This window comes from Plebeiibacterium sediminum (genome assembly GCF_026013605.1).
Classification (GTDB): Bacteria; Bacteroidota; Bacteroidia; order Bacteroidales; family Marinilabiliaceae; genus Saccharicrinis; species Saccharicrinis sediminus.
Map to the genome: position 1 here is coordinate 25187 of NZ_JAPDPJ010000028.1, position 22756 is coordinate 47942.

Annotated in this window: 19 protein-coding genes; 9 read left to right on the forward strand and 10 right to left on the reverse strand. The window is 33.0% G+C overall.

Annotated features, from left to right (window positions below; translation table 11 throughout):
* Positions 1-64: 64 nt before the first annotated feature.
* The 3 genes from OM075_RS12835 to OM075_RS12845 form a co-directional block, all read right to left on the reverse strand.
* A complete protein-coding gene (locus OM075_RS12835; RefSeq protein ID WP_301190924.1) occupies positions 65-436 on the reverse strand; it encodes a hypothetical protein in 372 nt (123 codons plus the stop codon).
* 180 nt (positions 437-616) lie between these two features.
* A complete protein-coding gene (gene nadC / locus OM075_RS12840) occupies positions 617-1462 on the reverse strand; it encodes a carboxylating nicotinate-nucleotide diphosphorylase (protein WP_301190925.1) in 846 nt (281 codons plus the stop codon).
* Entirely contained in the window at positions 1455-1862 is a 408-nt protein-coding gene (locus tag OM075_RS12845; protein WP_301190926.1) for a DUF4783 domain-containing protein, read from the reverse strand. Before OM075_RS12845 ends, nadC begins: the two co-directional genes overlap by 8 nt.
* A 257-nt stretch (positions 1863-2119) precedes the next feature.
* Between OM075_RS12845 and rlmH the strand changes: the two genes are divergently transcribed.
* Positions 2120-2593, forward strand: coding sequence for a 23S rRNA (pseudouridine(1915)-N(3))-methyltransferase RlmH (rlmH, locus tag OM075_RS12850; protein ID WP_301190927.1), 474 nt, complete (start codon positions 2120-2122; stop codon positions 2591-2593).
* A gap of 12 nt (positions 2594-2605) precedes the next feature.
* Positions 2606-6292 carry a sensor histidine kinase gene (locus tag OM075_RS12855; protein ID WP_301190928.1) on the forward strand — a complete coding sequence of 1229 codons (3687 nt, stop codon included), beginning with the start codon at positions 2606-2608 and terminating at the stop codon, positions 6290-6292.
* Here the strand turns inward: OM075_RS12855 and OM075_RS12860 are convergent, their stop codons facing one another.
* The 4 genes from OM075_RS12860 to era form a co-directional block, all read right to left on the reverse strand.
* Positions 6293-6871: a response regulator transcription factor gene (locus OM075_RS12860; protein WP_301190929.1), complete on the reverse strand. Its 579-nt coding sequence runs from the start codon at positions 6869-6871 to the stop codon at positions 6293-6295.
* A 10-nt stretch (positions 6872-6881) separates the two neighbouring features.
* A complete protein-coding gene (locus OM075_RS12865) occupies positions 6882-7607 on the reverse strand; it encodes a hemerythrin domain-containing protein (RefSeq protein WP_301190930.1) in 726 nt (241 codons plus the stop codon).
* 118 nt (positions 7608-7725) lie between these two features.
* On the reverse strand, positions 7726-9030 hold the full coding sequence (der, locus tag OM075_RS12870) for a ribosome biogenesis GTPase Der (protein WP_301190931.1): 1305 nt from the start codon (positions 9028-9030) through the stop codon (positions 7726-7728).
* Between the two features lie 149 nt (positions 9031-9179).
* Positions 9180-10064, reverse strand: a complete 885-nt coding sequence (gene era / locus OM075_RS12875) for a GTPase Era (RefSeq protein WP_301190932.1) — start codon at positions 10062-10064, stop codon at positions 9180-9182.
* A 142-nt stretch (positions 10065-10206) separates the two neighbouring features.
* Between era and OM075_RS12880 the strand changes: the two genes are divergently transcribed.
* Both OM075_RS12880 and OM075_RS12885 read left to right on the forward strand, forming a co-directional pair.
* Entirely contained in the window at positions 10207-10599 is a 393-nt protein-coding gene (locus OM075_RS12880; protein ID WP_301190933.1) for an acyl-CoA thioesterase, read from the forward strand.
* A gap of 209 nt (positions 10600-10808) precedes the next feature.
* Positions 10809-11375, forward strand: a complete 567-nt coding sequence (locus OM075_RS12885) for a manganese efflux pump MntP (RefSeq protein ID WP_301190934.1) — start codon at positions 10809-10811, stop codon at positions 11373-11375.
* Position 11376: 1 nt separating this feature from the next.
* Here the strand turns inward: OM075_RS12885 and OM075_RS12890 are convergent, their stop codons facing one another.
* The 3 genes from OM075_RS12890 to OM075_RS12900 form a co-directional block, all read right to left on the reverse strand.
* A complete protein-coding gene (locus OM075_RS12890) occupies positions 11377-11880 on the reverse strand; it encodes a GNAT family N-acetyltransferase (protein WP_301190935.1) in 504 nt (167 codons plus the stop codon).
* A 135-nt stretch (positions 11881-12015) separates the two neighbouring features.
* Positions 12016-12330: an L-rhamnose mutarotase gene (rhaM, locus tag OM075_RS12895; protein WP_301190936.1), complete on the reverse strand. Its 315-nt coding sequence runs from the start codon at positions 12328-12330 to the stop codon at positions 12016-12018.
* Between the two features lie 19 nt (positions 12331-12349).
* Positions 12350-13327: a glycoside hydrolase family 43 protein gene (locus OM075_RS12900; protein WP_301190937.1), complete on the reverse strand. Its 978-nt coding sequence runs from the start codon at positions 13325-13327 to the stop codon at positions 12350-12352.
* 192 nt (positions 13328-13519) lie between these two features.
* On the opposite strand from OM075_RS12900, the gene OM075_RS12905 reads away from it, so the two are divergent.
* From OM075_RS12905 to OM075_RS12925, 5 genes are all read left to right on the forward strand, one after another.
* Positions 13520-17824 carry a hybrid sensor histidine kinase/response regulator gene (locus OM075_RS12905; protein WP_301190938.1) on the forward strand — a complete coding sequence of 1435 codons (4305 nt, stop codon included), beginning with the start codon at positions 13520-13522 and terminating at the stop codon, positions 17822-17824.
* A gap of 215 nt (positions 17825-18039) precedes the next feature.
* On the forward strand, positions 18040-18357 hold the full coding sequence (locus OM075_RS12910) for a nucleotidyltransferase domain-containing protein (protein WP_301190939.1): 318 nt from the start codon (positions 18040-18042) through the stop codon (positions 18355-18357).
* On the forward strand, positions 18357-18758 hold the full coding sequence (locus OM075_RS12915; RefSeq protein WP_301190940.1) for a HEPN domain-containing protein: 402 nt from the start codon (positions 18357-18359) through the stop codon (positions 18756-18758). Before OM075_RS12910 ends, OM075_RS12915 begins: the two co-directional genes overlap by 1 nt.
* 271 nt (positions 18759-19029) lie before the next feature.
* The gene (locus tag OM075_RS12920; RefSeq protein WP_301190941.1) at positions 19030-21513 is read left to right on the forward strand and encodes a glycosyl hydrolase 115 family protein; all 2484 of its coding nucleotides are present in this window, start codon (positions 19030-19032) and stop codon (positions 21511-21513) included.
* Between the two features lie 349 nt (positions 21514-21862).
* Positions 21863-22459, forward strand: a complete 597-nt coding sequence (locus tag OM075_RS12925; RefSeq protein WP_301190942.1) for a hypothetical protein — start codon at positions 21863-21865, stop codon at positions 22457-22459.
* The last annotated feature ends 297 nt before the right edge of the window (positions 22460-22756 follow it).

Genomic DNA, 22756 nt, shown 5'->3' on the forward strand with positions numbered 1-22756 from the left:
TATAAGCCATCACTATAATTAAATAATGATGCAAAATATACATTTTATTTAGGTATTGAAAGGGTTAAACACCTATTTCCTTAATAATATCTCTTATTCTGTCAAGATGAATATCTAAAAGCTGATGGTTCTTTTGTCTTAGTTCAAGATGGTCTTTGAGATACTCATGATCTTCGGTGATTGGAAAATCCTTATTATAAAACTTAAGTTCCTGTTCTTTAATATCTATTCTGCTTTTAAGTTTAATCAAATTGTCTTTATGTTCTTCTAAAGCCAGAAGTTCAATGGAGTTAAGCGCATCTTTTTTTCTTTCTTCAGGAAGTTTTTGATTATGAGAAATCATCAAATTCACTTCGCTAACAAACAAATCAAGTCTCTTTTTCCATAAAATATGTTCCAACTCGATGTCCATTAATTGTATTGAGCCATTCTTCATTTTACTGTCGTTTTAAGAGTGAGGTAAATGCTTTATATTAAAATTAAGAAATAAAGATTTAATAATCCACAGAAAAAACTATTTATCTGCAATCAAACTTAAAATGAATTATGGTAGCTATAAAAAATAAAAGTTGGCTAAATGATTAACCAACTTTTATTGCATGTTTTACTTTAGTTTTTATATCGCTTTTAAGCTTAAATCCATACTTTTAATATGGTGGGTAAGTGCTCCTACCGAAATATAATCTACGCCACATTCCGCATAATCTCTAAGTGTATCTAAAGTAATGCCACCAGAAGATTCTGTTTCGTACTTACCTGCTATTAAATCTACTGCTTTTTTTGTGTCAGCAGGAGTGAAGTTATCTAACATGATTCTGTGAATACCTCCAACTTTAAGTACTTCGTTTAATTCATCAAAGTCACGGACTTCAACTTCAATTTTTAAGTCTTTATTTTTTTCTTTAAGGTATTTGTGAACAGAATTTACAGCCTTTTCAATTCCTCCGGCAAAGTCAATATGATTGTCTTTTAGCATAATCATATCGTATAAGCCAATTCTATGATTTACGCCACCGCCAATTTTAACTGCCAGTTTTTCAATTTCACGTAATCCTGGAGTGGTTTTTCTGGTATCCAGTACTTTTGTGTGCAGGCCTTCCAGTTTTTTAATATAAACATTAGTGTTTGTGGCAATTCCACTCATGCGCTGCATAATGTTTAATACCAAACGTTCAGCTTTAAGTAAATCAAGTGTTCTTCCTTCTACGATAAAAACAATATCTCCAACCTTTACTTCAGCACCATCGTTAATAAAAGATTCAATTTTTATTTCCGGGTCAAACTTTTTAAAAACTTTTTTTGCAATTTCTACTCCTGCAATAATTCCATCTTCTTTAACTAAAAGTTGAGCTTTTCCAATTGCAGTTTCCGGAATGCATGATTGAGAGGAATGGTCGCCATCACCTACATCTTCACGAATAGCATTATCAATAATGGCATTAAGTGTAGTTTCGTTAATCATCTTCTTTTTCTATTCTTAATTGATGTATATAGGTTTTATCTTCCTTGTTTTTGGTTAAGAAATAAAATCTATAAACACTGTTTGTACTTTGGTATTTACCGATAGCAAAAGCAGAATTTTCACGTTTCCCCTGATGAATGATTTTAAAACTCTTTATGGGATTGTGTTTAAAAAAGTCATCCAGTACAAGTTTGGCTTGCGATTCACTGAAAACTCCTGATTTTTGCGGTAATACCAGTTCAATTTTTCCGTTAAAGTAATTTGATAGTTCCTTAGCATTGGCATCTTGGGTTGCTTTAATAATAGAATCCGGAAGTTGCCCACTGGAATCAGTAATCACTCCAAATAATAAGATTATTATTAAAAGTCCCAAATGTGTTGTAGTTCCTGAACTTTTCATTTTACGTTTTTTGGTGAAACAAAAATAATAGTAATACAAATACCAAACCATTAATTTGATATGAATTTGTGTATTTATAATGAAAATCCCCCTCTAATGCATTTTATACGGAGGTATCTGTAATTGGTTCTATAATTTTATATTTTTGCTATTTATTAAATAAAGAGGATGTTATAAAATAGATGATTGTTATTCTATATGGTGGATAAACACTTATTGTAAAGAGAAAGGATCATCTGGAAAAAATAAATAAGGAAATGAAAGTTGTTTTAGTTTTAATAGGAAAAACTGACGAGAAATATTTAGAGACAGGAATCGCCAAATATGTGGATAGATTGAAGCATTATATTCCTTTTGAAATTAAGATTATTCAAGATATTAAAAACACTAAGAATCTATCAGAAAGTCAGCAGAAGGAAAAAGAGGGTGAATTAATTATGCAGCAGTTTCAGCCTGGAGATGAGGTGATTTTATTGGATGAAGGAGGTAAATTAATGTCGAGTCGCGGATTTGCCGGGTTTATGGAACAAAAATTGTTGAGAGGGCTTAAACGTTTAGTGTTTGTGGTTGGAGGTCCGTATGGATTTTCAGATGAGGTATACGCACGAAGTAACGGAAAAGTATCTTTGTCAAAAATGACTTTTTCTCATCAAATGGTTCGATTAATCTTTACAGAGCAATTGTACAGGGCAATGACTATTTTGAAGAACCAACCATATCATCATGATTAGAAAAATTTAAATATGCGAAATCGTTTATTACGTTTTGTTTCAACATGGCAGGTGCTGTTATTGGTTGTAACTATTGTTGTTACAATGCTTTTTTCGTGGGCTTATTATAATTACAACAATAATTCGTTCAGTTCATTACGATTTCAGAATATATTGCAGCAACAGGTTGTGGAGTCTGAGCAATATGTAAAACAATTTAAATCATATTTAATTGAAGGCGATGAGTGGAAAGCTGTGGATACAACAATGGCTTCCAAACCCAAAGGGATTGAGATTTTAGTTTATAAAAATGATTCACTTTGTTGCTGGACCAATCAGGTATTGCCTTTTAGGAATGAAGATGTTTCTATATTAAAAAATAAGGTGGCTCAACTGGCCAATACGTGGTACTTAATTAAACAAAAAAAATATAAACAATGGGATGTTTTTTGTCTGGTGGCCATAAAGACTGAATATTCCTATAACAATGAGTTTTTAAAAGAAGAGTTTGCCATTGATATTCCTGTAGCTTTTTGTAAAAAGATTAGTGTTTATCCGGATGCAAAAGGTGAAAAGGTTTACGATATTGATGGAAACTATTTATTTACAGCTCAGGATTGTGACCAGTCGAATCCTACGTATGCTAACTGGGGTATTGTTTTCCTTTTATTAAGTATTATTCTTTATATTCAGGTATGTATTGTTTTAATTAAACTTCAAAAAGAAAGTTTATACAGTCGTTTGTTTTTTCTTGCTACGATTATAATAAGTGCTGTATTCTATTGGATACATATTCATTTTCAAGTTCCACATTTTTTATTTGATACCTACCTGTTTTCTCCGGTATATTTTGGTGCTACTGAGCTATTTCCAAATTTGGGTAGTGTTTTGTTATTTGCTATCCTTGTTTTTTCTGAAGCCTTTATATTCTATAAATATGTATTATTTCCAGGATATTTATTAAAACTGAACCAAAAGAAGTTTTACCGAAATTTAATAATTGCAGGAGCTATAGCTGCTATTTTTGGCTTCTGGCACATGCAAAACTATATTGTTAAAATATTAGTTTCTAACTCTTTATCTGCGCCCATCTTATTTAAAGTTTCCGATATTCATTTCTTAGATATTGTACGCTTTTTTATCATTAGTTTATTGTTATTGTCTGCAGTTTTAGTAATGGAAAAAGTGTTTATTGTTTTTCTTAAACAGGTAAGCAAAAATACACTATCCGTAATCGTATTTATTGTAGCAATAGTATTGGCATTATACAGTTTTAGTACCATATTTTGGGTTTATTCCTTTATGTTTTTGGTGGTCGCCAATATGCTTATATGGGTTACCCGGCGAAAGAGTTATCATGCCTATTCAACATTTGTATGGTTTGTTGCCGTATTTTCTGTTTTCTCAGTTTATTCATTTTATTTTCACAACTACAATAAAGAACGTGAAGAACGTAAGTTACTTATTGAAAACCTTTCGTTTCGTCTTTCTCAGGAGGAAGATCCTCTGTCGGAGTTATTACTGAAAGAGTTAGAAGATGCCCTAAGTACTGATTCAATTATAAAAGAGGAAATACTTAAAAAGGATTTAGATATTGAAGGTATCACAAAATATCTTAGGATGAACTATTTTCAAGGTTATCTGGAGCGATATGAACTTCAGGTTATTCCTTGCTGGCCAGGAGGAGATGTATTTATTGATAGTGAAAATCAGAAGTATAACTGTTATGAGTATTTTGACAATATGCTTCAAAAGGATGGTTCATGGGTATTGGGTAGTAAGCATTTTCACTTTTTGAAAAACCAGGCTGGTCTGGTGACTTATTTTGGAGTCTTTGAGTTTAACGAGGGAGATCCAGTTAAGGAAACCTGTTTATATTTAGAGATGGTTTCCAAACCATTTTTTGAAGGACCAGGGTATCCGGAATTACTACTTTCAGAAAGAGAGAGTAAACTAAAAGAACCATTAACCAATTATTCTTATGCTAAGTATATTGATGGACAGTTAGCAAAGCAAGTAGGTGAGTTTGCTTATCCAATTCAACTAAGCCGACTAACCACTAAAGTAAAGAACTTTAGATTTTTTAAAGCAGCTGATTTTTCACATTTAGTTTATCAGCCGCAGGAAAATGTTTGTGTGGTTTTATCGCTACCGATCGTTAATTTTTCCATGATTTTGATTGCATTCTCCATACTGTTTGTCGCATTCTTTATTTTCGGATCATTCCTTATTCTCCTTACTCGATTACGGAGAGGTAGATTAATGTATGATTTTACAGTTCAGGAACGTATTCAAATTGCTTTTATTGGATTGATGATGGCATTGCTGTTGATAATAGCCAGTGGATCGGTATGGCAAACCATAAGGCGTTTCGAGGTTAAGAATAATCAGATTTTGTCAGAAAAGATTCGATCTGTATTGATGGAGTTGGAACATAAAATTGGTAGTGAAGATGAACTGACTCCTGATATGGAAGAGTATCTGGAATATCTGTTAAAGAAGTTTTCGAGTGTGTTTTATACCGATTTGAATATGTATGGAACAGATGGAAGATTAATTGCAACTTCACGACCAGAGCTGTTTGATAAAGGATTATATGGTCATTTAATGAACAGCAGGGGATATATAGAACTGAATAGGAAGGGAGAAATAGAGTTTATACATGAGGAAGCCATCGGTAGTTTGCGTTATCTTTCGGTTTATGTACCTTTTATTAATGAGGATAATAAGGTGTTGGCTTATTTAAACATGCCTTATTTTGTAGGAACCAGTGAATTGAGAGACGAAATCTCTTCTCTTGTAATGGGAATCGTAAATTTTTATTTGATTTTCCTGATTATTGTAATTGGACTAACTGTTGTTGTTTCCCGCAAAATTACCCATCCACTGAAAGTGATTCAGTCTAAAATGGGAAATTTAAGTTTAGATAAAAGAAACGAGAAGATAGAATATAAAGGCAGAGATGAAATTGGCCAGTTGGTTATTGAATACAACCGGATGGTTGATGAGCTCTCGGAAAGTGCTGAAAAGCTCGCTAAATCAGAACGGGAAATGGCCTGGCGTGAAATGGCTCGACAAATTGCACATGAAATCAAAAATCCATTAACCCCTATGAAGTTGAGTATTCAATATCTTGAAAGGGCCAATAAAGATAAAGCCAGTGATTTTGATGGAAAATTGAAAAAAGTTTCAGCTACCTTGATAGATCAGATTGATAATTTATCATCCATAGCATCAGAATTTTCAAATTTTGCAAAAATGCCTATTGCCAAACGAAAAAGAATTGATGTGGTTGAGGTGCTGTTGCAATGCGTGTCCTTATTTGATAAATCGAGTAACTTAGAAATAAATGTAAATCAAAATAATATAGAAAGGTATTGGATATTTGCTGATCCTGAGCAAATGAATAGTGTTTTTAATAACCTATTAAAAAATGCGATTCAGTCTATTCCTTCGAAAAGAAAAGGAATAATAACCGTAGATATTCAAAGTGAAAACGATCGTATTGTTATTAAAATAACCGATAATGGTTTAGGGATTGATGAAGAAATACAAGGAAAATTGTTTTCACCAAACTTTACAACCAAGAGTGGTGGTATGGGGCTTGGTTTGGCTATTGTAAAAAATATTGTGGTAAATAGTAAAGGTAAGATTTGGTTTAAAACACAGTTGGATAAAGGAACTTCGTTTTTTGTTGAATTTCCTCGCTATGATGAATAGCTACGAAATATCCTCCATACTAATGATTTGATTTAATATGGCATATACGGTTAATCCTGAAACTGTTTTGATTCCAAGCTTTCTTGTAATATTTTTTCTGTGAGAAATTACAGTATGTGTACTGATAAATAATTCATTAGCTACCTCTTTGTTGGTTTTTCCAAGTGCAATTTTTTGTAAAACTTCTCTTTCGCGTTCACTTAATTCTTCAGAGTTTTCTTGTTGAATATAAGTCTGTTGTACGCTTTTTACCTGACTTCGAAGTTTATTGATTAATACCGACTTATCATCAAAAACAGACAACGTTTTTTCGTTTGTGTTTTTGGGAATGGGGGTATTAAATATTGATATTACTGCAGCATCCGGAGTATGTTTACGTATATCTTCTTCAACTTGTGGCATACTACTTATTGTAGTATTTATTATAATCATATTGGGTATTATTGAAGTCAAAGCCTCCCTGATTTCATCAGCGCTGGATATTTCTTCTATTTGAGTTACCGTTTTTAACTCATTTAAAATAGTAGATAGTCCTTTTCTTACCAGGTATGATGGCTCTGCAACTAAAATCCTTACCATTTTTATAAATTTAAAGGTTTTCTAATTCGTTTTCCATTAATTTCACCTTAGGAATAAGAACCTTGTCTTCCAGTTTGGAATGATCTTGCAGGTCTTTTTCCAGTTTGAAAATTTCAAACAATAAGGAATTGTATTTGCAGCTATCTGTTGGTGGTGGCAGATATTTGATTAAAATATTTTTCAGGTCAAAAACCTTTTCTTCAATGTCATTATGGTCCTCAAGGTATCTTTGAATGTTATATTCGTTAAAATACTTTTCAAATCCTTCTGTTTTAGTTTTTGATTCTATACATTCTGAAAGTGCCAGAACATAAGGAAATACCTGAGTTTCTTCTAGCTCCATATGTACACGAAGCTCTCTGATGTATTCAGTGAAAAAATTCTTTATCAGCTCATAATTTCTGGTTGTTTCTTTTAAATCTTCAACCATGAGTTTAATTTTTTCTTCAATCTCTGGTATTTTATACTCTAAAATACATTGATGTGTACGGCGTAAAAAATGAATAAGCCATTCTGCTTTAAATGTGAAAAACTTTTCTTTTGGGAAGTAATCTTTATCATGAAAAGATCTGGCGATCTGTATAAAGAAATCAGTATCAACATCATTCTCTTTACACACTTCATCAATTGTTTTTTCTCTAAAACCTAAATTAATCCCTATTCTTTGAATAACTGCCAATAATTGAAAATCCAAGTGGATCAAATCGGCCATTTTCATATCAGCTGTAATGAGCATAGTTCTAATTTTTTCTCAAAAATAATTTTTATTTAAACTACTTCCAAATAACAAAAGGAAAATAAAAAAAGGATTAGTCAACACTAATCCTTTGAAATCATTTAAATATATGATTATTTTATTTTTTACGCATAAAAATTTGAATAGGAACTCCTGAGAAATCCCACATTTTCCTTAGTTTATTTTCTAAGAAACGTTTGTAAGGCTCCCTAACATACTGTGGTAAATTACAGAAAAACGCAAATGCAGGAGTGTTGGTTGGCAACTGCATAATGTACTTAATTTTAATGTACTTACCTTTTGTTGATGGTGGTGGGTTGTCATGCACAATTTGCTGCATGGCTTCATTCAGCTTTGAAGTAGGTATTTTACGGGTTTTATTTTCATAAACCGTAACGGCCATTTCAAGCGCCTTATGAATACGTTGTTTTGTTAATACAGAAGTAAAGATAATAGGGAAATCGACAAAAGGTGCAAATTTAGATCTTACCTCATCCTCATATCTCTTCATGGTCATTGTGTCTTTTTCAATCAAATCCCATTTGTTGATAAGTATAACAACTCCCTTTTTATTTCGCTGTATTAACTGAAATATTTTTTGATCCTGACTTTCAACACCTCTGGTTGCATCAATCATCAATAAACAAACATCTGAATTTTCAATAGCTCTGATGGCTCGCATTACACTATAAAACTCAAGATCTTCATTTACTTTTGACTTCTTACGAACACCTGCTGTATCAACTAAATAAAAGTCGTGACCATATTTATTGTATCTTGTATATATCGAATCTCTGGTTGTACCTGAGATTGGAGTAACAATATTTCTATCTTCACCAATAAAAGCATTTACAATAGAAGATTTACCGGCATTTGGTCTACCTACAATTGCAAATCTTGGAATATCTAATTCTTCAACGTTCTCTGTACTTGGAAATACTTCAATAAGTCTGTCAAGTAGCTCTCCTGTTCCAGATCCGTTAATAGATGAAACTGTAAAAAGTTCTTCAAGACCCAAAGCATAAAAGTAACTGGCTTCAGTAATTCTATCGGCATTATCAACTTTATTGGCTACCATCAAAACTTTTTTGTTGCTTCTTCTTAATATATCTGCAACCATTTCATCGTAATCAGTGATTCCGGTAGTTACATCAAGCATAAAAAGAATAACATCAGCTTCGTCAATTGCAATAAGTACTTGCTTACGGATTTCTTCTTCAAATATATCATCCGAACCAACAGCATAACCACCTGTGTCAACAACTGAAAATTCTAATCCGTTCCAAACACATTTACCATAAATTCTGTCGCGAGTTACGCCACTTTCCTCATTCACAATGGCAGTACGAGTTTCAGTCAACCTATTGAAAAGTGTTGATTTACCTACATTTGGTCTTCCTACTATGGCTGCTATATTTCCCATTTTATATGTTGGTTTTGTGTATTTATCTTAATTAAAAAGCGTGCAAAGATAATGATTAATTTAGCACTATATAATAAAGCTGAATAAATTCACTAAGTTTTTACAAATTAGACAGATAGTTTAACTTCTTTTAGGATCAAAAATTGTTGTTATTTCTGATCGTAGCCAAAGTTTCGAAGTGTTTTGTCCTTATCTCTCCAGTCTTTGTTAACTTTTACATAAAGCTGTAAGAATACCTTTTTATCCAGAAATTTCTCCATATCTTTTCTGGCTTCAGTGCCCGTTTTTTTCAAAGCGCTTCCTTTATGTCCGATAATAATTCCTTTTTGAGACTCTCTGGCAACGTGGATAATGGCTCTGATATTAACCTGATCTTCAGCTTCCTTAAATTCTTCAATCTCAACTTCAACTGAGTACGGAATTTCTTTTTGATAATAAAGTAATATCTTTTCACGAATGATTTCAGAAACGAAGAATCTTGTAGGTTTATCTGTTAAAGCTTCTTTATCGTAATAAGGCTCTCCTTCGGGTAATAGCTCTTTAATTCTTTTTAAAAGGTTATCTGTATTAAATCCATGTAATGCCGACATAGGGAAGATCTCAGCATTGGGTAATTCTTCCTTCCATATGGATACTAAATCATCAAGTTGTTCAGGATTTGATTCATCGATTTTGTTAATAACCAAAATTACCGGAGACATTGTTTTTTTTACGCTGTTTAAAAAATCACTGTTCTTGTCAATTTTTTCAACAACATCAGTCATATAAATAATTATGTCAGCATCTTGTAACGCAGTTTTAGAGAATCTAAGCATAGATTCCTGCAACTTATAGTTAGGTTTCAGAACGCCAGGAGTGTCAGAAAATACAATCTGATAATCCTCTTCATTTACAATTCCAAGAATTCTGTGTCTTGTAGTTTGTGCTTTTGAAGTAATTATAGATAACTTTTCTCCAACTAGTTTATTGGTTAATGTTGACTTTCCAACGTTCGGGTTTCCAACAATATTTACAAATCCTGATTTATGCTTCATATAAAATTTTATTAATTATGGTGCGAAGATACGAGAATAAGCTATTGCACACAAAATTCAATGACAATGATATTTATTTTCTATTATTTTTGGTTTCGAAATTTGAATGTTTCATTTTTCTATAGTTTATAATTTTAAACACATGAAGAAATTTATACAGCCTGTAAATATTCGGTTTTTTGATATTGATATGAATATGCATGTAAATAATTCTGTTTACTTCACCTATATGGAAAATGCCAGAACGGAATTATTAATGGATGACTTTTTAAAGTGCAAAAAGGAGGGAAAGACTTTTGTTATTTCAGAAACTTCATGTAAGTATAAAAATCCGATGCGTTTAGGTGATCATGTCATCTGCGAAATTGTATTTACAGTTAGACGAGCAGTTCAATTTAATGTGGAGTACACATTTAAAAATGAAGATACAGGTTTAATATATGCAGTAGGAGATACGAAAGTGGTTATGATTAATGAAGCCAGTAACAGGCCAATTCCTATACCTCAACATCTGATTGATAATTTTATGAATTAGTTGAAATTTAATGCATTTCTATCGTGGTAAAATTATTTATTTTAAGGTGTTGATTTATTGCAGGAAGGGGATGTTGAATGTGTTTCTGTGATCATGAATTGTTTTTAGGTATATATTCGTTCTGTTTCTCCTTTTTAGATTGTATCTAAGCTAAATTAATTATTGAGGGATAAATATTTTTGTATTTTTGCGCCACCAAAAAAATAATAATGAATATTCTATCACTCATACTTATTGGAATAGGCTTGTCAATAGATAGCTTGGCAGCAAGTATAACTACAGGAGCTTGTTGTAAACGAATAAAAACGAAACATATTTTTAAGGTTGCTGTTTTTATGGCTGTTTTTCAGGGAGTAATGCCATATGTAGGTTGGTTGATAGGTAGTAGTTTTAAATCAGCAATTGAAGATTATGACCATTGGATTGCCTTTTTTCTATTATTCCTGATCGGTTTTAAATTAATTTATGAAGGAATAACAGAAACAGAGGAAAATTGCAGTTCATTTAACCCGTCTAATAATTTGTTATTAATAGGTATGGCTATAGCTACTAGTATAGATGCATTAGTTGTGGGAATTGGTTTTGGTATTATTGAAATTAATATATACCTGGCAATGGTAATTATTGGAGTGCTAACCTTTATGTTTTCAACATCAGGCGTTGTTATTGGTAGAAAAATAGGTAATAAAATCAATGTGGGAATTGATGTTTTTGGTGGAGTTGTTTTAATAGGATTAGGGGTTAAAATTTTACTATCGCATATTTATAATTTATAAACTATACGGCTTCTAGTATTTTTTCATAAATAACAACATCCAGTATCTTGCCAAATTTTTCACCTACTTGTTTAAAGTGAGCACACTTTTCGTATTCACATTTCTCAAACACACGAACACTCGCTTCATTTTCTGCAGTAATAACACCTAACAGCACTTTTATATCTTTGGTTTTAGCAATCGTTTCAATTAAATCCAATGCTTCTTTACCATAACCTTTACCACTCAATTCAGGTTTAAGATAAATGGTTACTTCAGCAGTTCTGTCGTAGGCCTGGCGTGGTTTATAATATCCAAGGTAAGCATAACCACAGTTTTTACCCTCTTTGTTTTTTATAATAAAGGTTTCGTATTTATGATGGTTGTATGGAACGATGGTTTTTATCTCTTCAATACCAACATGTTCGGTGTGAAAAGTTGCAGTTGAATTTTTTATATAATAGTTATATACATCGCAAATAAAAGCTAAATCATCTGCTTGTATGGGTTGTAAAGTAATATTCATTTGTTTGTATTAAAATTGAATGCAAATTTAACGAATTATATGGTTTCAATTTTAAATTATGTAAAAATAAAAGGTTGCCCCTATGAAAAGACAACCTCTTACACTCAAAATGCTAAATGAAAAAAATCTAAAACACTATTCCATATAAAATAGTTCCTCTAGTTCAATTGAAACTGGTGAATTATCCGGGTTTGTTTTCATGATATCAGCCATAAACTTCCACCACTTTTGTACTATTTCTGTTTGTCCTAAGTCTTGAGAACCTCCATCTCCACTTACTTTTTGAAAAGCAAATAGAATGTTTGTTTCCTCGTCTAAAAAGATGGAGTATTCGCTCACTCCGGCATCTTTTAATAGTTTTTTTAATTCAGGCCAAATTTCATTATGTCGTTTTTTGTATGCTTCTTTCTGACCTTCGTTCATATACATTTTAAAGGCTAATCTTTTCATAGATTTAGATTTATAGATTTTATTTTAGTTGTTGTAGATTTTCTATGATTGAGGTACTTACAGGAAATGCAGTACCATGGCGAATTCCTTTAGGAACACTGATGGAATCTGAAATGTCTTCCCAGTTTTTGCCATCCAATGTTCTGATGGCTCCGTATTTTTTATCACGATATTTATCAAAGTAGATGTAAATGTATCTTCCAACTTTTAAAGGGGTAGGACCTTCTGCCCAAGAATTGCCAGAAATACTTTCAGATACTTCAGTTGGGAATCCTGATTTTAAATCGCTTGTAAATGTAGTTCTCAGGTTTTTCTGTGCAGGAGCCGACATTTCATTTTTAATGACCATCATATAAGCTGAATCTGTTTTGATGATGGCACCATCAATTACACTAAACCCTGGTTCAAAAAATAACTCAGTAGGAGCAAAGGTCTCAAAATCTTTGGTTGTGGTATAGTACAATCTGTGATTCAATCCTTTTTCACTTTTCGAAGTTTCTATTTCTTCAAATAATTCAGGAACTGTAGAAGCCCAAATGATGTAGAATAAATCATCTTTCTTGTCATAATAAACTTCAGGAGCCCAGGTATTTTTAGTGCTTTCTAAATGCTTCATTACCGGAAGGAATTTTTGCTCACTCCAGTGGATTAAATCCTTTGATGAAGCATAGCCAATTCCATGATCCCACCAACTGGTTGTCCATACCATATGAAATGTGCCATCTTTACCCTGAGCAACACTTGGGTCGCGCATTAAAGAATCTTTTCCTACAACAGGTTTTAGTAATGACATGTCGTTATTTAAAGCTTCCCACTTTAATCCATCCATACTGTATGCCAGGTGAAGTCCATCCTTTCCGTTATTATTAAAATAACTGAACAAATAACCTGTACCCGGTTTTTCACTGCTTGCTTTTTCTGACTTTTTTGGTCCAACACAAGAAACAATAGTAAACAATACTATCATTAAGGCAATCGAAACATAATTTTTTCGCATAATCTAATTTAATTTACTCTATTACAATTATAGTTGGCAATTGTACATTTTATAATGGATAATCATACATAAACCTGTAAAATTAGTTATTCAAGGTATCTCAAGGCCTATTTTTACTATATTTATTGTGCCAAATTATGTACGGACAAAAGAGCTTTTTTTGGCAGGATCTTAAAACAATTTATGTATTGCATGAGCACGATTAACAGAGGAATCAGGAGATTATTTTTTTTATACATATTAGTTTTTCCATTTTTATTAGAGGCACAGGAAAATTTACTATTTCAGCAGATAGGAACGCAGGAAGGTTTACCTCAAAATACAGTGAGAACCATACATATTGATCGTGATGGATTTTTATGGGCAGGAACTTTAGATGGATTGGTGCGCTACGACGGGAAACGTTTTATCAACTATAAACCTCGCCTGGGTGCAGAGAACCAGATTTCAGATCCAAGAATACGAAGCATTTTTGAGGATAAGGATGGTTTTTTATGGATTAGAAAATACGATAACAGCTTTAATTGTTATAGTAAACAGTTGGAAGAAATCATTCCGTTTCATTATAATGATGTTCGTGTACACTTGCCCTATCAAAATTTTTTAGAAACACCATCAGGAAATATTTGGTTATGGAATTATCAATCGGGATGTGTAAAAATATCCAAAGGAAAAGATTTATTTCCTCAGGTTGATATGTTAGTCTCCAAACAATCAAATCCACTAACCAGCTATCATATTAATTCTATTTATGAAGATCAGGATTCATCCAGTTGGATTTTAACGAGTAATGGATTAAACCAGATTGATCATCAAGGTAATATAAAGCAGTTCTTTCAGGATGATGATCAGGGTGAGTTTATCAGAATGGTGGAACAGGATACCAAAACTTATTTTATAACTAATACCGGAACTATATATACTTACGATAAAAGTAAGTCCGCTTTTTTACCTAAAAGTATTTATAAAGGAGATGATGTTATTATAAATATGATACCATACGATGACAATCATCTGTTGATTTCTACCAGGTCAAACGGTTTGCTTAAGTATAATATAGAAAAAGGAATATACAGTACTGATATTAAGTTTTTTAAAAATAAGTATGTCTCAGCTCCTCATTTAATCAGAGATTCAAAAAATGCCATATGGATTTATGATCAGTCTGGTTATGTGGAGTATTTAAGTCCCGACCATAAAACTTATCATAATTTTGAACTTATTCAGCCTAAGATTGCCAATGTTATCGATGATTGTCGCTATAATATATTTGAAGATTCGAAAGGTTTTTACTGGATTACTACCTATGGAAATGGATTATATCGCTTTGATGCCGATAAAGGAAAGCTAACTAACTATAAATATGAAAATGGAGAAAATAGTTTGGCAGGAGATTATTTGTTATCCATAGCTGAAGATCAGGTAGGTAATATTTGGATTGGTTGTGAATACACCGGAATTGTAAAGGTATCCACAGACAAATTAAATTATAAAAAGATAAAACCAGAAGATACGGAATCGCCAGGTACAACAAATTACGTAAAGGTAATTCATAAAGATTCCAATAATAATATATGGGTTGGTACTAAAAATGGTGGTCTTTATGTATTTGATAAGAATCTGGAAAATAAAATTTGTGTTCATCCAACAATGAATCCTTATACTATTTTAGAAGATTCTAAAGGACGAATCTGGGTGGGAACAAAAGGTGGTGGAATTTACGTTTTGGACAGACAAAGTCATAAACAGATTTATCATTTTGTCCATCATGATAGTAAACCCGAAAGCTTAATTAATAATTCCATTTTTGATATTCTTGAAGATAACAAGAAACGTATCTGGATTGCTTCTTTTTCAGGAGGTTTGGAATTAGTACAAGAATCCCATTCAGGTGTAACCTTTAAGCATTACTTTAATGATAAAGGAAACTTAAGTTACCTGAGATGTTTGTTGCAGGATGATGAAGGCATGATGTGGGTAGGTAGTTATTTTGGATTGATTAGTTTTAATCCTGATGACTTTATTCAAGATCCTAATTTATACACCATTTACACCTACAATCCAGGTCATTCTGATGGATTGAATAGCAATGATATCAAATCTTTATATCAGGATAGTAAAGGACAGTTATGGATAGGTACAGCAGGCGGTGGATTAAATGTGTTTGTTAAGGATAGTCCCGACAAGCAAGGTCAATTTAAAAAATATACCAAAGAGCAAGGTTTGCCTTCAAATATTGTAACCTCCATTTTAGAGAGTAAAGATAGTGTGATATGGGTGAGTACAGAAAATGGACTGGCTCATATTGATGAAGATGAAAATACCTTTTCAACCTACCGTTTTACAGATAAAACTTATCCTAATTATTATAGCGAGAATGCGAGTTTGCTATGTGATGATGGTTCTATGTTATGGGGAACATTGGATGGGTTGATTGCCTTTGATCCCAGCGAAATTAAGCTGAATGAGGATGTGCCTCCTGTGGTATTAACTGATTTCTTTATTTTCGATCAGCGTATTGAAACCTATCAGGAAAACAGTCCTTTAAAAGAGTCTATAAGTAAGGCAAAAGAAGTTACCCTTAAATATGAGCAACGAACATTTACCATCAATTTTGCTTGCCTGGATTTAACCGATGCTGATCAGAACAAGTATTCGTATAAAATGGATAACTATGATCAGTATTGGAGTCAGCCGGGTACTAACAATTGGGCAACCTATAAAAATATGCCTCCCGGAGAGTATGAGTTTATGGTTAAAGGCGCTAATGCGGATGGTCAATGGAGCAATGAGGTAACCACCTGTAAGTTTATTGTAAAGCCTCCACTGTGGAAAACGGTTTATGCCATCATATTATACTTTATCATATTTATCATTTTAACAATAGTTGTCATTCAATTTACAGTGAAGATACATCGGTTGAATTCTGCTGTTAAAATGGAAAAACAATTAACGGATTATAAACTGCGCTTTTTCACCAATATCTCGCATGAGTTCCGTACGCCATTAACCTTGATTCGTGGTGCTATTGAGCGATTAAATAGCTTTAAGCAGCTTCCTCAGGAAGTAGAGCATAATGTGAGTTTATTAAGTAGGAATACGCAACAGATGTCAAGGTTGATTGATCAGCTCCTTGAGTTCAGGAAGTTACAGAATAATGTTATGACACTGAATCTGGAAAAAACAGACATTAGATCTTTTGCGTTAGATGCTTACTATACTTTTAAAGAAGCCGCTTTTCAAAAGAAAATTACCTATGATTTTGAAGGAATAAAAGAGGCTTGGGAGTTTTATATTGATAGAAATAAGGTGGAGAAAATCTTGTTTAATCTGTTATCTAATGCTTTTAAATATACCCCTGCAAATGGATCGATTGTATTTAGTATTGAAAAGGATGAAGAAAGTGGAAATTGTATTATTGAGGTTAAAGATACGGGTATAGGAATACCAAAAGACAAGCAGGAATTACTGTTCAGCAGGTTTATGCAAATTAATTTTTCGTCTGAAGGCACCGGAGTAGGGTTGGAGTTGGTGAAAGAATTTGCAGAAGCACATAAAGGTAAGGTAAGCTACAGGGCAAATGAAGATGGAGGCTCTATCTTTAGTGTTGAGTTACCAACTAACGATGAAATTTATAATGATGCTCGTTATGTGGACTCAGAAAAGGTTACTGTGGTATCGAAAGATGATGGTGGTGTAAATGCCGAAGAGGATGTAAAACGCCCAAACGTGCCGCATAACTGGAAAGTTTTAATAGTTGATGATAACTATGAAATCAGAGAGTATTTGAGCGATGAACTGAAACATCACTTTAACATAGAAGTAGCTGTGGATGGTAAAGAGGGTTTAGAAAAAGCCATCGAATTGAATCCATCGTTGATTATTTGTGATGTTAAAATGCCAGAGATGGATGGTTTAGAGGTTACCCGCCGATTAAAGGATAACTTTGAAACCAGTCATATTCCTATTGTCTTGCTTACAGCAATGTCATCGGAAACCATTAAACTTCAGGGGATAGAGGTTGGTGCTGATGCTTATATCATGAAGCCTTTTAGCATGAAGTTTTTACTTTCGAGAGTGTATGCACTCATTGAACAGCGCGAAAGGTTGAAGAAGCGATTCTCTGTGGATATAGAAGTGAAAAAAGGGGCTTTAAGTGAGGATAAGAAAGATCAGCAATTCTATGAGTTGATCAATACTATTGTGGACGAAAATTTAAGTAATCCGGAGTTCTCAGTTGCTGATTTTACTGAAAAGGCCAATTTATCAAGGACGATCTTCTATAAAAAAGTTAAAGGACTAACAGGCTATTCACCTAATGAATTGATTAAGGTGAAACGGATGAAAAAGGCTGCGGAATATTTGCTCGAAGGAAAATATAATGTGTCAGAAGTATCCTGGAAGGTAGGTATTGAAGATCCGTTCTATTTTAGTAAGTGTTTCAAAGCTCAGTTTGGCTGCGCTCCATCAAAATACGGTCAGAAAGTGCCAGGGTAGAAGTGTCTTGTCGAAAGCTCCTAAATGAAGTCAAAAGTACAATGTGAAAAATATAAGGCTGAAGACCTTTAATATCATAACAAGGGGCATCCGCCCCTTGGCTTTACCACCCTCATATTTCAGGCTGAAGGTTTGAAACATAATCATTTGTCATCCTCGATAGAAAAATATTAGGTAAGAAAAAATAATATATAGAAAATGCTTAATTTTGAAATATGGACAAGAATGAAAGTATAAAACAGAAGATTAAGCAGATAGTAAAAGAAAAAGCTCCAAAGGCGGAAGTCTACTTATATGGTTCAAGAGCACGCGGAACAAGTACTCCTGAATCAGATTGGGACATTCTTATTCTATTGAAAAGGTCCAAAATAACAGATACAGAAGAAAGAGAAATAACATATCCACTATATGATTTAGAAATAGATACGGGAGAAGTAATTAGCCCAATGATTTATACAGAAGAAGAATGGAATAATAAATACAGTGTGACTCCATTTTATCATAATGTAATGAGAGAAAGACAACAAATATAATGGATTACAGACCAGAGGATTATTCAAAGTATAGACTTCAAAGAGCACATGATACCATAAAGGAAGTTGAAGTATTAATCGAAAATAGATTTTGGAATTCAGCTATAAATAGAATGTATTATGCCTGTTTTTATGCAGTTGGAGCACTATTAGTTTTAAATGGCATTGAGACTGCAAGTCATTCAGGTATGAGGCAAAAATTAGGTCAGTTATTTGTTAAGACCGGAGAAATAGATAGAGACTTAGGAAAGCATTATTCAGAATTATTTGAAAAACGTCATAAAGGAGACTATAATGATTTTTTTGATTATGACGAAGATACCGTATTAAGATTATTACCTAAATCAAAAGAACTTATAAATGCAATTTCAAAATTAATTGACAAAAGTATCATTTTATAATATTTTACTACGGGATCCGATATGTTTTGGAAAGTAGAAAGTACTTAGTTAAAAGAACCTAGACAAAAGAACAATGTGAAAAATATAAGGCTGAAGGCCTTTAATATCATAACAAGGGGCATCCGCCCCTTGGCATTACCTCCCTCACATATCAGACTGAAGGTCTGGAATATATTTATCTGTTACCCGATAATTATATGTATTTGTACAGAAATACAGGTACACAAACAGTACACAAACTACCTTTGCTTAAAATGGAAAAGTGAATTTTATGAGACAGTTATGTTTTTGGGCGTTAGCCTTATTGGTAATATTTCAATCCTGTACGCAAAAAGAATCAGAGGGGTTTGTGGTGTCAGAATCTTCAAAATCAACGAGGATTGTAATAAGTAATCAATGTGATTCTCTTATTGGATGGGCCATTGAAGATGTTGCAGCATCTATGAAAAGTATTACAGGAAGTGAAATCACTCTTGTTGAAACCAGCATAATTCCAACTCAAAAAAACAATGAACCATGTTTGATTATAGGACAGTTTTCGGATTCATTAATTCAGAAATCAGGTTGTTATAAAGCAGAGGATTTTACAAATAAGTGGGAACAATTTCAAATTAAAAACATAGATAACCAGCTATTTATTGTTGGAAGTGACGTGAGAGGTGTTGTATATGGTATTTTCGATATGGCCGAAAGAATAGGGATTTCTCCCTGGATCTGGTGGGCCGATGTTCAACCAACGCCTCAAAAACAACTAGCGCTTCAATTACCTGCAGAAGGCATCACTCAATCACCTTCGGTACAATACAGAGGGATCTTTTTAAATGATGAGGACTGGGGATTGCATCCCTGGGCAGCAAAAACATTTGAGCCGGAAACCAATGATATCGGACCTAAAACCTATGAAAAGATATTTCAGTTGTTGTTAAAGCTCAAAGCCAATACCATTTGGCCAGCCATGCATCCTTGCACTAAAGCTTTTTACACCATTGAGGGAAACAAGGAAATAGCCCGAAAATATCATATTATGGTCAGTACTTCGCATGCAGAACCTATGATGCGAAATAATGTGGATGAGTGGAAACACGATGAAAGAGGTGATTTTAATTATTTTACCAATAGCAACAATGTAAAGCAATACTGGCAGGAACGTATTGATGAGCTGATTCCAGGCAAAGATCATTTTATTGCAACTATTGGAATGCGTGGTGTTCACGATGGTAAAATGGAAGGGAATGCCACCACAGAACAGAAAATAGAAATGCTTGGTGAAATTGTGGATACACAGCGTAAAATTATGGCGAATAGCTTTAATAGTGCAGAAGATAGTGTTCCTCAGTTATTTATTCCTTACAAGGAAGTGTTGGATTTGTATAATAAAGGATTCCGAGTGCCTGATGATGTTACCTTAATGTGGACCGATGACAATTATGGTTATATCCGCAGGTTTAGTAATGATGAAGAACAAAAAAGAAGTGGTGGAAGTGGAGTTTATTACCATTTGAGTTATTGGGGGCGTCCTCATGATTACTTGTGGTTAAGCACAACATCACCGGCTTTAACATGGTACGAAATGAATCGTGCCTATCAAAACGGAGCAGATAAAATATGGATTGCCAATGTTGGTGATATTAAGCCAACAGAGTACAATATGGAGTTGTTTTTAGACATGGCCTGGGATATCAATTCTGTAACTGAAAATAACCTGTCGGATCACATGTTCCAATGGGCAAAACGTGAGTTTGGAGCAGAAAATGCTTCTGCCATTAGTCATATTATGGATGAATATTACCATTTGGCTTTTTTGCGCAGACCAGAGTTTATGGGATGGAGCAGGACAGAGCCAACCACACAAACCTATCTATCGCAATTTAATACCCGGGCAAACGGAAACGAGTTGCAAAAAAGGATAGATCGTTATACGGCTATAGTGAGGGGGGTGGATAAGATAAAACAATACATTCCGGAAATGAAGCAAGATGCATTTTTTGAGTTGGTAGAATATCCGGTGAAAGCAGCATCGTTAATGAATGAAAAGTTTCTGTATTATCAATTAGCTGCAGAAGCAGATACAAAAAAGGCTCAGGATGCATATTATCAAAAATCAACAGATGCATATAATGAAATTAAGGTTATTACCGACTATTATAATCAGAAACTTGCAAATGGTAAGTGGATGAATATGATGGATATGCAACCCAGAAATTTACCAGCCTTTAAAATGCCATTAAAACCAGAATCATTGACTAAAGATGTTGCAGCTCCAAAGCGTACTGTAAAGCCTCAGTTTATCCAGTCGGCAACATATACAAAAGCTGTGGCTCCAACACCATATCATTGGATTTCGGTTGAAGGACTGGGGTATAGTAAGCAAGCTATTACAGTTTATCCATTCAACAACCATACATTTGATGATTCAGCGGCTTATGTAAGCTATGATATAGAAATACCTGAAACCGGTAACTACGATATAGAAATCAGATGTTTGCCAACACATTCTAACGAGTTCAATCATCAATTATCTGTTCAGGTAGGTACTTTTGAAAAGCAAAACTTCCTGTTAAATACAAAAGGGAGAAGCAATGCCTGGAAAGATAATGTTTTGAGAAATTACACTGCCGTACATTACAAATTATCAGATATAGAAGCAGGAAAATATACTTTAAAACTTGGCGTAAATCAAACAGGTATTGTCATAGATCAAATAGCCGTGAATCCTGAAAATACAATTCCCTATTATGAAATTCCGGTTGAATAGATAGTATAGATTTTATTACGACATAAAAAGAGATCCGTTTTATATCAGCCTATAAATATGAGATCATCAGCAGGAGCAGTGGAAATACTGCTCCTGTTTTTGTATAATGACATATAGTTCATTCTTTACCTATTTCTTCTTAAAAATAAATCCTAGTATTTGGATTCATTTATAATAAGATAAAAATCCGTTATATAACATCAGTGTTTAAAATAATAACTATTTTAGCTAGCCGTTAGCCTAAATGCAAAGGTTAAATAAGTCGCAGTATTTGAGGGTTGGTGAAATAGTATCAGTTAAATTAAGTAATGAATTGAATCCAAGTAAATAATTATAATTAAAATTTATTATGATACGTGAGCTACAGGAAGAACAAGAACAATGGAAAATATGGCCACCATATGAAGTATTCTATATTGAAAGTTTATTGACCAAAACAAAATCTGCTATTGGGGATTACGAACTCTTGGATAAAGTAATTACCACTCCAACATTATTTGAGGAAAATCCTAATATACTAATAGACTTATCTGAAAATATTATTAATCAGGGAGCTGGAATTTCAAGATATCTATTTCCTGCTCGTTACAAAGGAACAAGAAATAGAATACACAAACTACGAGGGGAAAAATTAAGAGAATTTCTTCATGTTGGTGAAAATAGTCCTTTGGAACATCGTTTTGTGCGAGATTATGCAGAACACTTTGATGAAAAGCTTGATATATTTTTATCTAAACCAATTAAAGGAAATTTTATCCCATCTAGAGTTGTTTTTGACGCACAAGAATTAGATAATGTTACTTTTGTTTTTCGAGCGTATGTGGTGAATGAGTTCAAATTCATATGTTTAGAAAAGCAAATCTGTATATTACCTATTATTAAAGAAATATATAGAATTCATAATTTATTAATTGGTTTTATAAATAATGGAGGAAGACTCCAGTAGGCACGCAAATATGAATTACTCATCGGAGCTGTTCGTTAGTTTTTGCAAACCGTGCACTAAACAAGTAGGAAATAAAATACAAGAGCTTCAATTTAAAAAGTTGTGGCTCTTTTTGTATTATGAAAGACATTGTATTCCGGTTTTTACATATAAAGTCTGTAATTAAATTTCTTGCTCGTTGTTGGAGTTGAGTAATGCTTATGCCCATTGAAATAACATAGAATTTAGGATGTACTGCTTTACTCCTTAAAATATGATGTATATTCGTTCGGATATTTAAAAAGAAATAAAAACAGT

Excerpts from the sequence above, each read along its gene's own strand:
- OM075_RS12835 (WP_301190924.1), bottom strand. The coding sequence starts at position 436 with ATGAAGAATGGCTCAATACAATTAATGGACATCGAGTTGGAACATATT.
- nadC (WP_301190925.1), bottom strand. The coding sequence starts at position 1,462 with ATGATTAACGAAACTACACTTAATGCCATTATTGATAATGCTATTCGT.
- OM075_RS12845 (WP_301190926.1), bottom strand. The coding sequence starts at position 1,862 with ATGAAAAGTTCAGGAACTACAACACATTTGGGACTTTTAATAATAATC.
- rlmH (WP_301190927.1), top strand. The coding sequence starts at position 2,120 with ATGAAAGTTGTTTTAGTTTTAATAGGAAAAACTGACGAGAAATATTTA.
- OM075_RS12855 (WP_301190928.1), top strand. The coding sequence starts at position 2,606 with ATGCGAAATCGTTTATTACGTTTTGTTTCAACATGGCAGGTGCTGTTA.
- OM075_RS12860 (WP_301190929.1), bottom strand. The coding sequence starts at position 6,871 with ATGGTAAGGATTTTAGTTGCAGAGCCATCATACCTGGTAAGAAAAGGA.
- OM075_RS12865 (WP_301190930.1), bottom strand. The coding sequence starts at position 7,607 with ATGCTCATTACAGCTGATATGAAAATGGCCGATTTGATCCACTTGGAT.
- der (WP_301190931.1), bottom strand. The coding sequence starts at position 9,030 with ATGGGAAATATAGCAGCCATAGTAGGAAGACCAAATGTAGGTAAATCA.
- era (WP_301190932.1), bottom strand. The coding sequence starts at position 10,064 with ATGAAGCATAAATCAGGATTTGTAAATATTGTTGGAAACCCGAACGTT.
- OM075_RS12880 (WP_301190933.1), top strand. The coding sequence starts at position 10,207 with ATGAAGAAATTTATACAGCCTGTAAATATTCGGTTTTTTGATATTGAT.
- OM075_RS12885 (WP_301190934.1), top strand. The coding sequence starts at position 10,809 with ATGAATATTCTATCACTCATACTTATTGGAATAGGCTTGTCAATAGAT.
- OM075_RS12890 (WP_301190935.1), bottom strand. The coding sequence starts at position 11,880 with ATGAATATTACTTTACAACCCATACAAGCAGATGATTTAGCTTTTATT.
- rhaM (WP_301190936.1), bottom strand. The coding sequence starts at position 12,330 with ATGAAAAGATTAGCCTTTAAAATGTATATGAACGAAGGTCAGAAAGAA.
- OM075_RS12900 (WP_301190937.1), bottom strand. The coding sequence starts at position 13,327 with ATGCGAAAAAATTATGTTTCGATTGCCTTAATGATAGTATTGTTTACT.
- OM075_RS12905 (WP_301190938.1), top strand. The coding sequence starts at position 13,520 with ATGAGCACGATTAACAGAGGAATCAGGAGATTATTTTTTTTATACATA.
- OM075_RS12910 (WP_301190939.1), top strand. The coding sequence starts at position 18,040 with ATGGACAAGAATGAAAGTATAAAACAGAAGATTAAGCAGATAGTAAAA.
- OM075_RS12915 (WP_301190940.1), top strand. The coding sequence starts at position 18,357 with ATGGATTACAGACCAGAGGATTATTCAAAGTATAGACTTCAAAGAGCA.
- OM075_RS12920 (WP_301190941.1), top strand. The coding sequence starts at position 19,030 with ATGAGACAGTTATGTTTTTGGGCGTTAGCCTTATTGGTAATATTTCAA.
- OM075_RS12925 (WP_301190942.1), top strand. The coding sequence starts at position 21,863 with ATGATACGTGAGCTACAGGAAGAACAAGAACAATGGAAAATATGGCCA.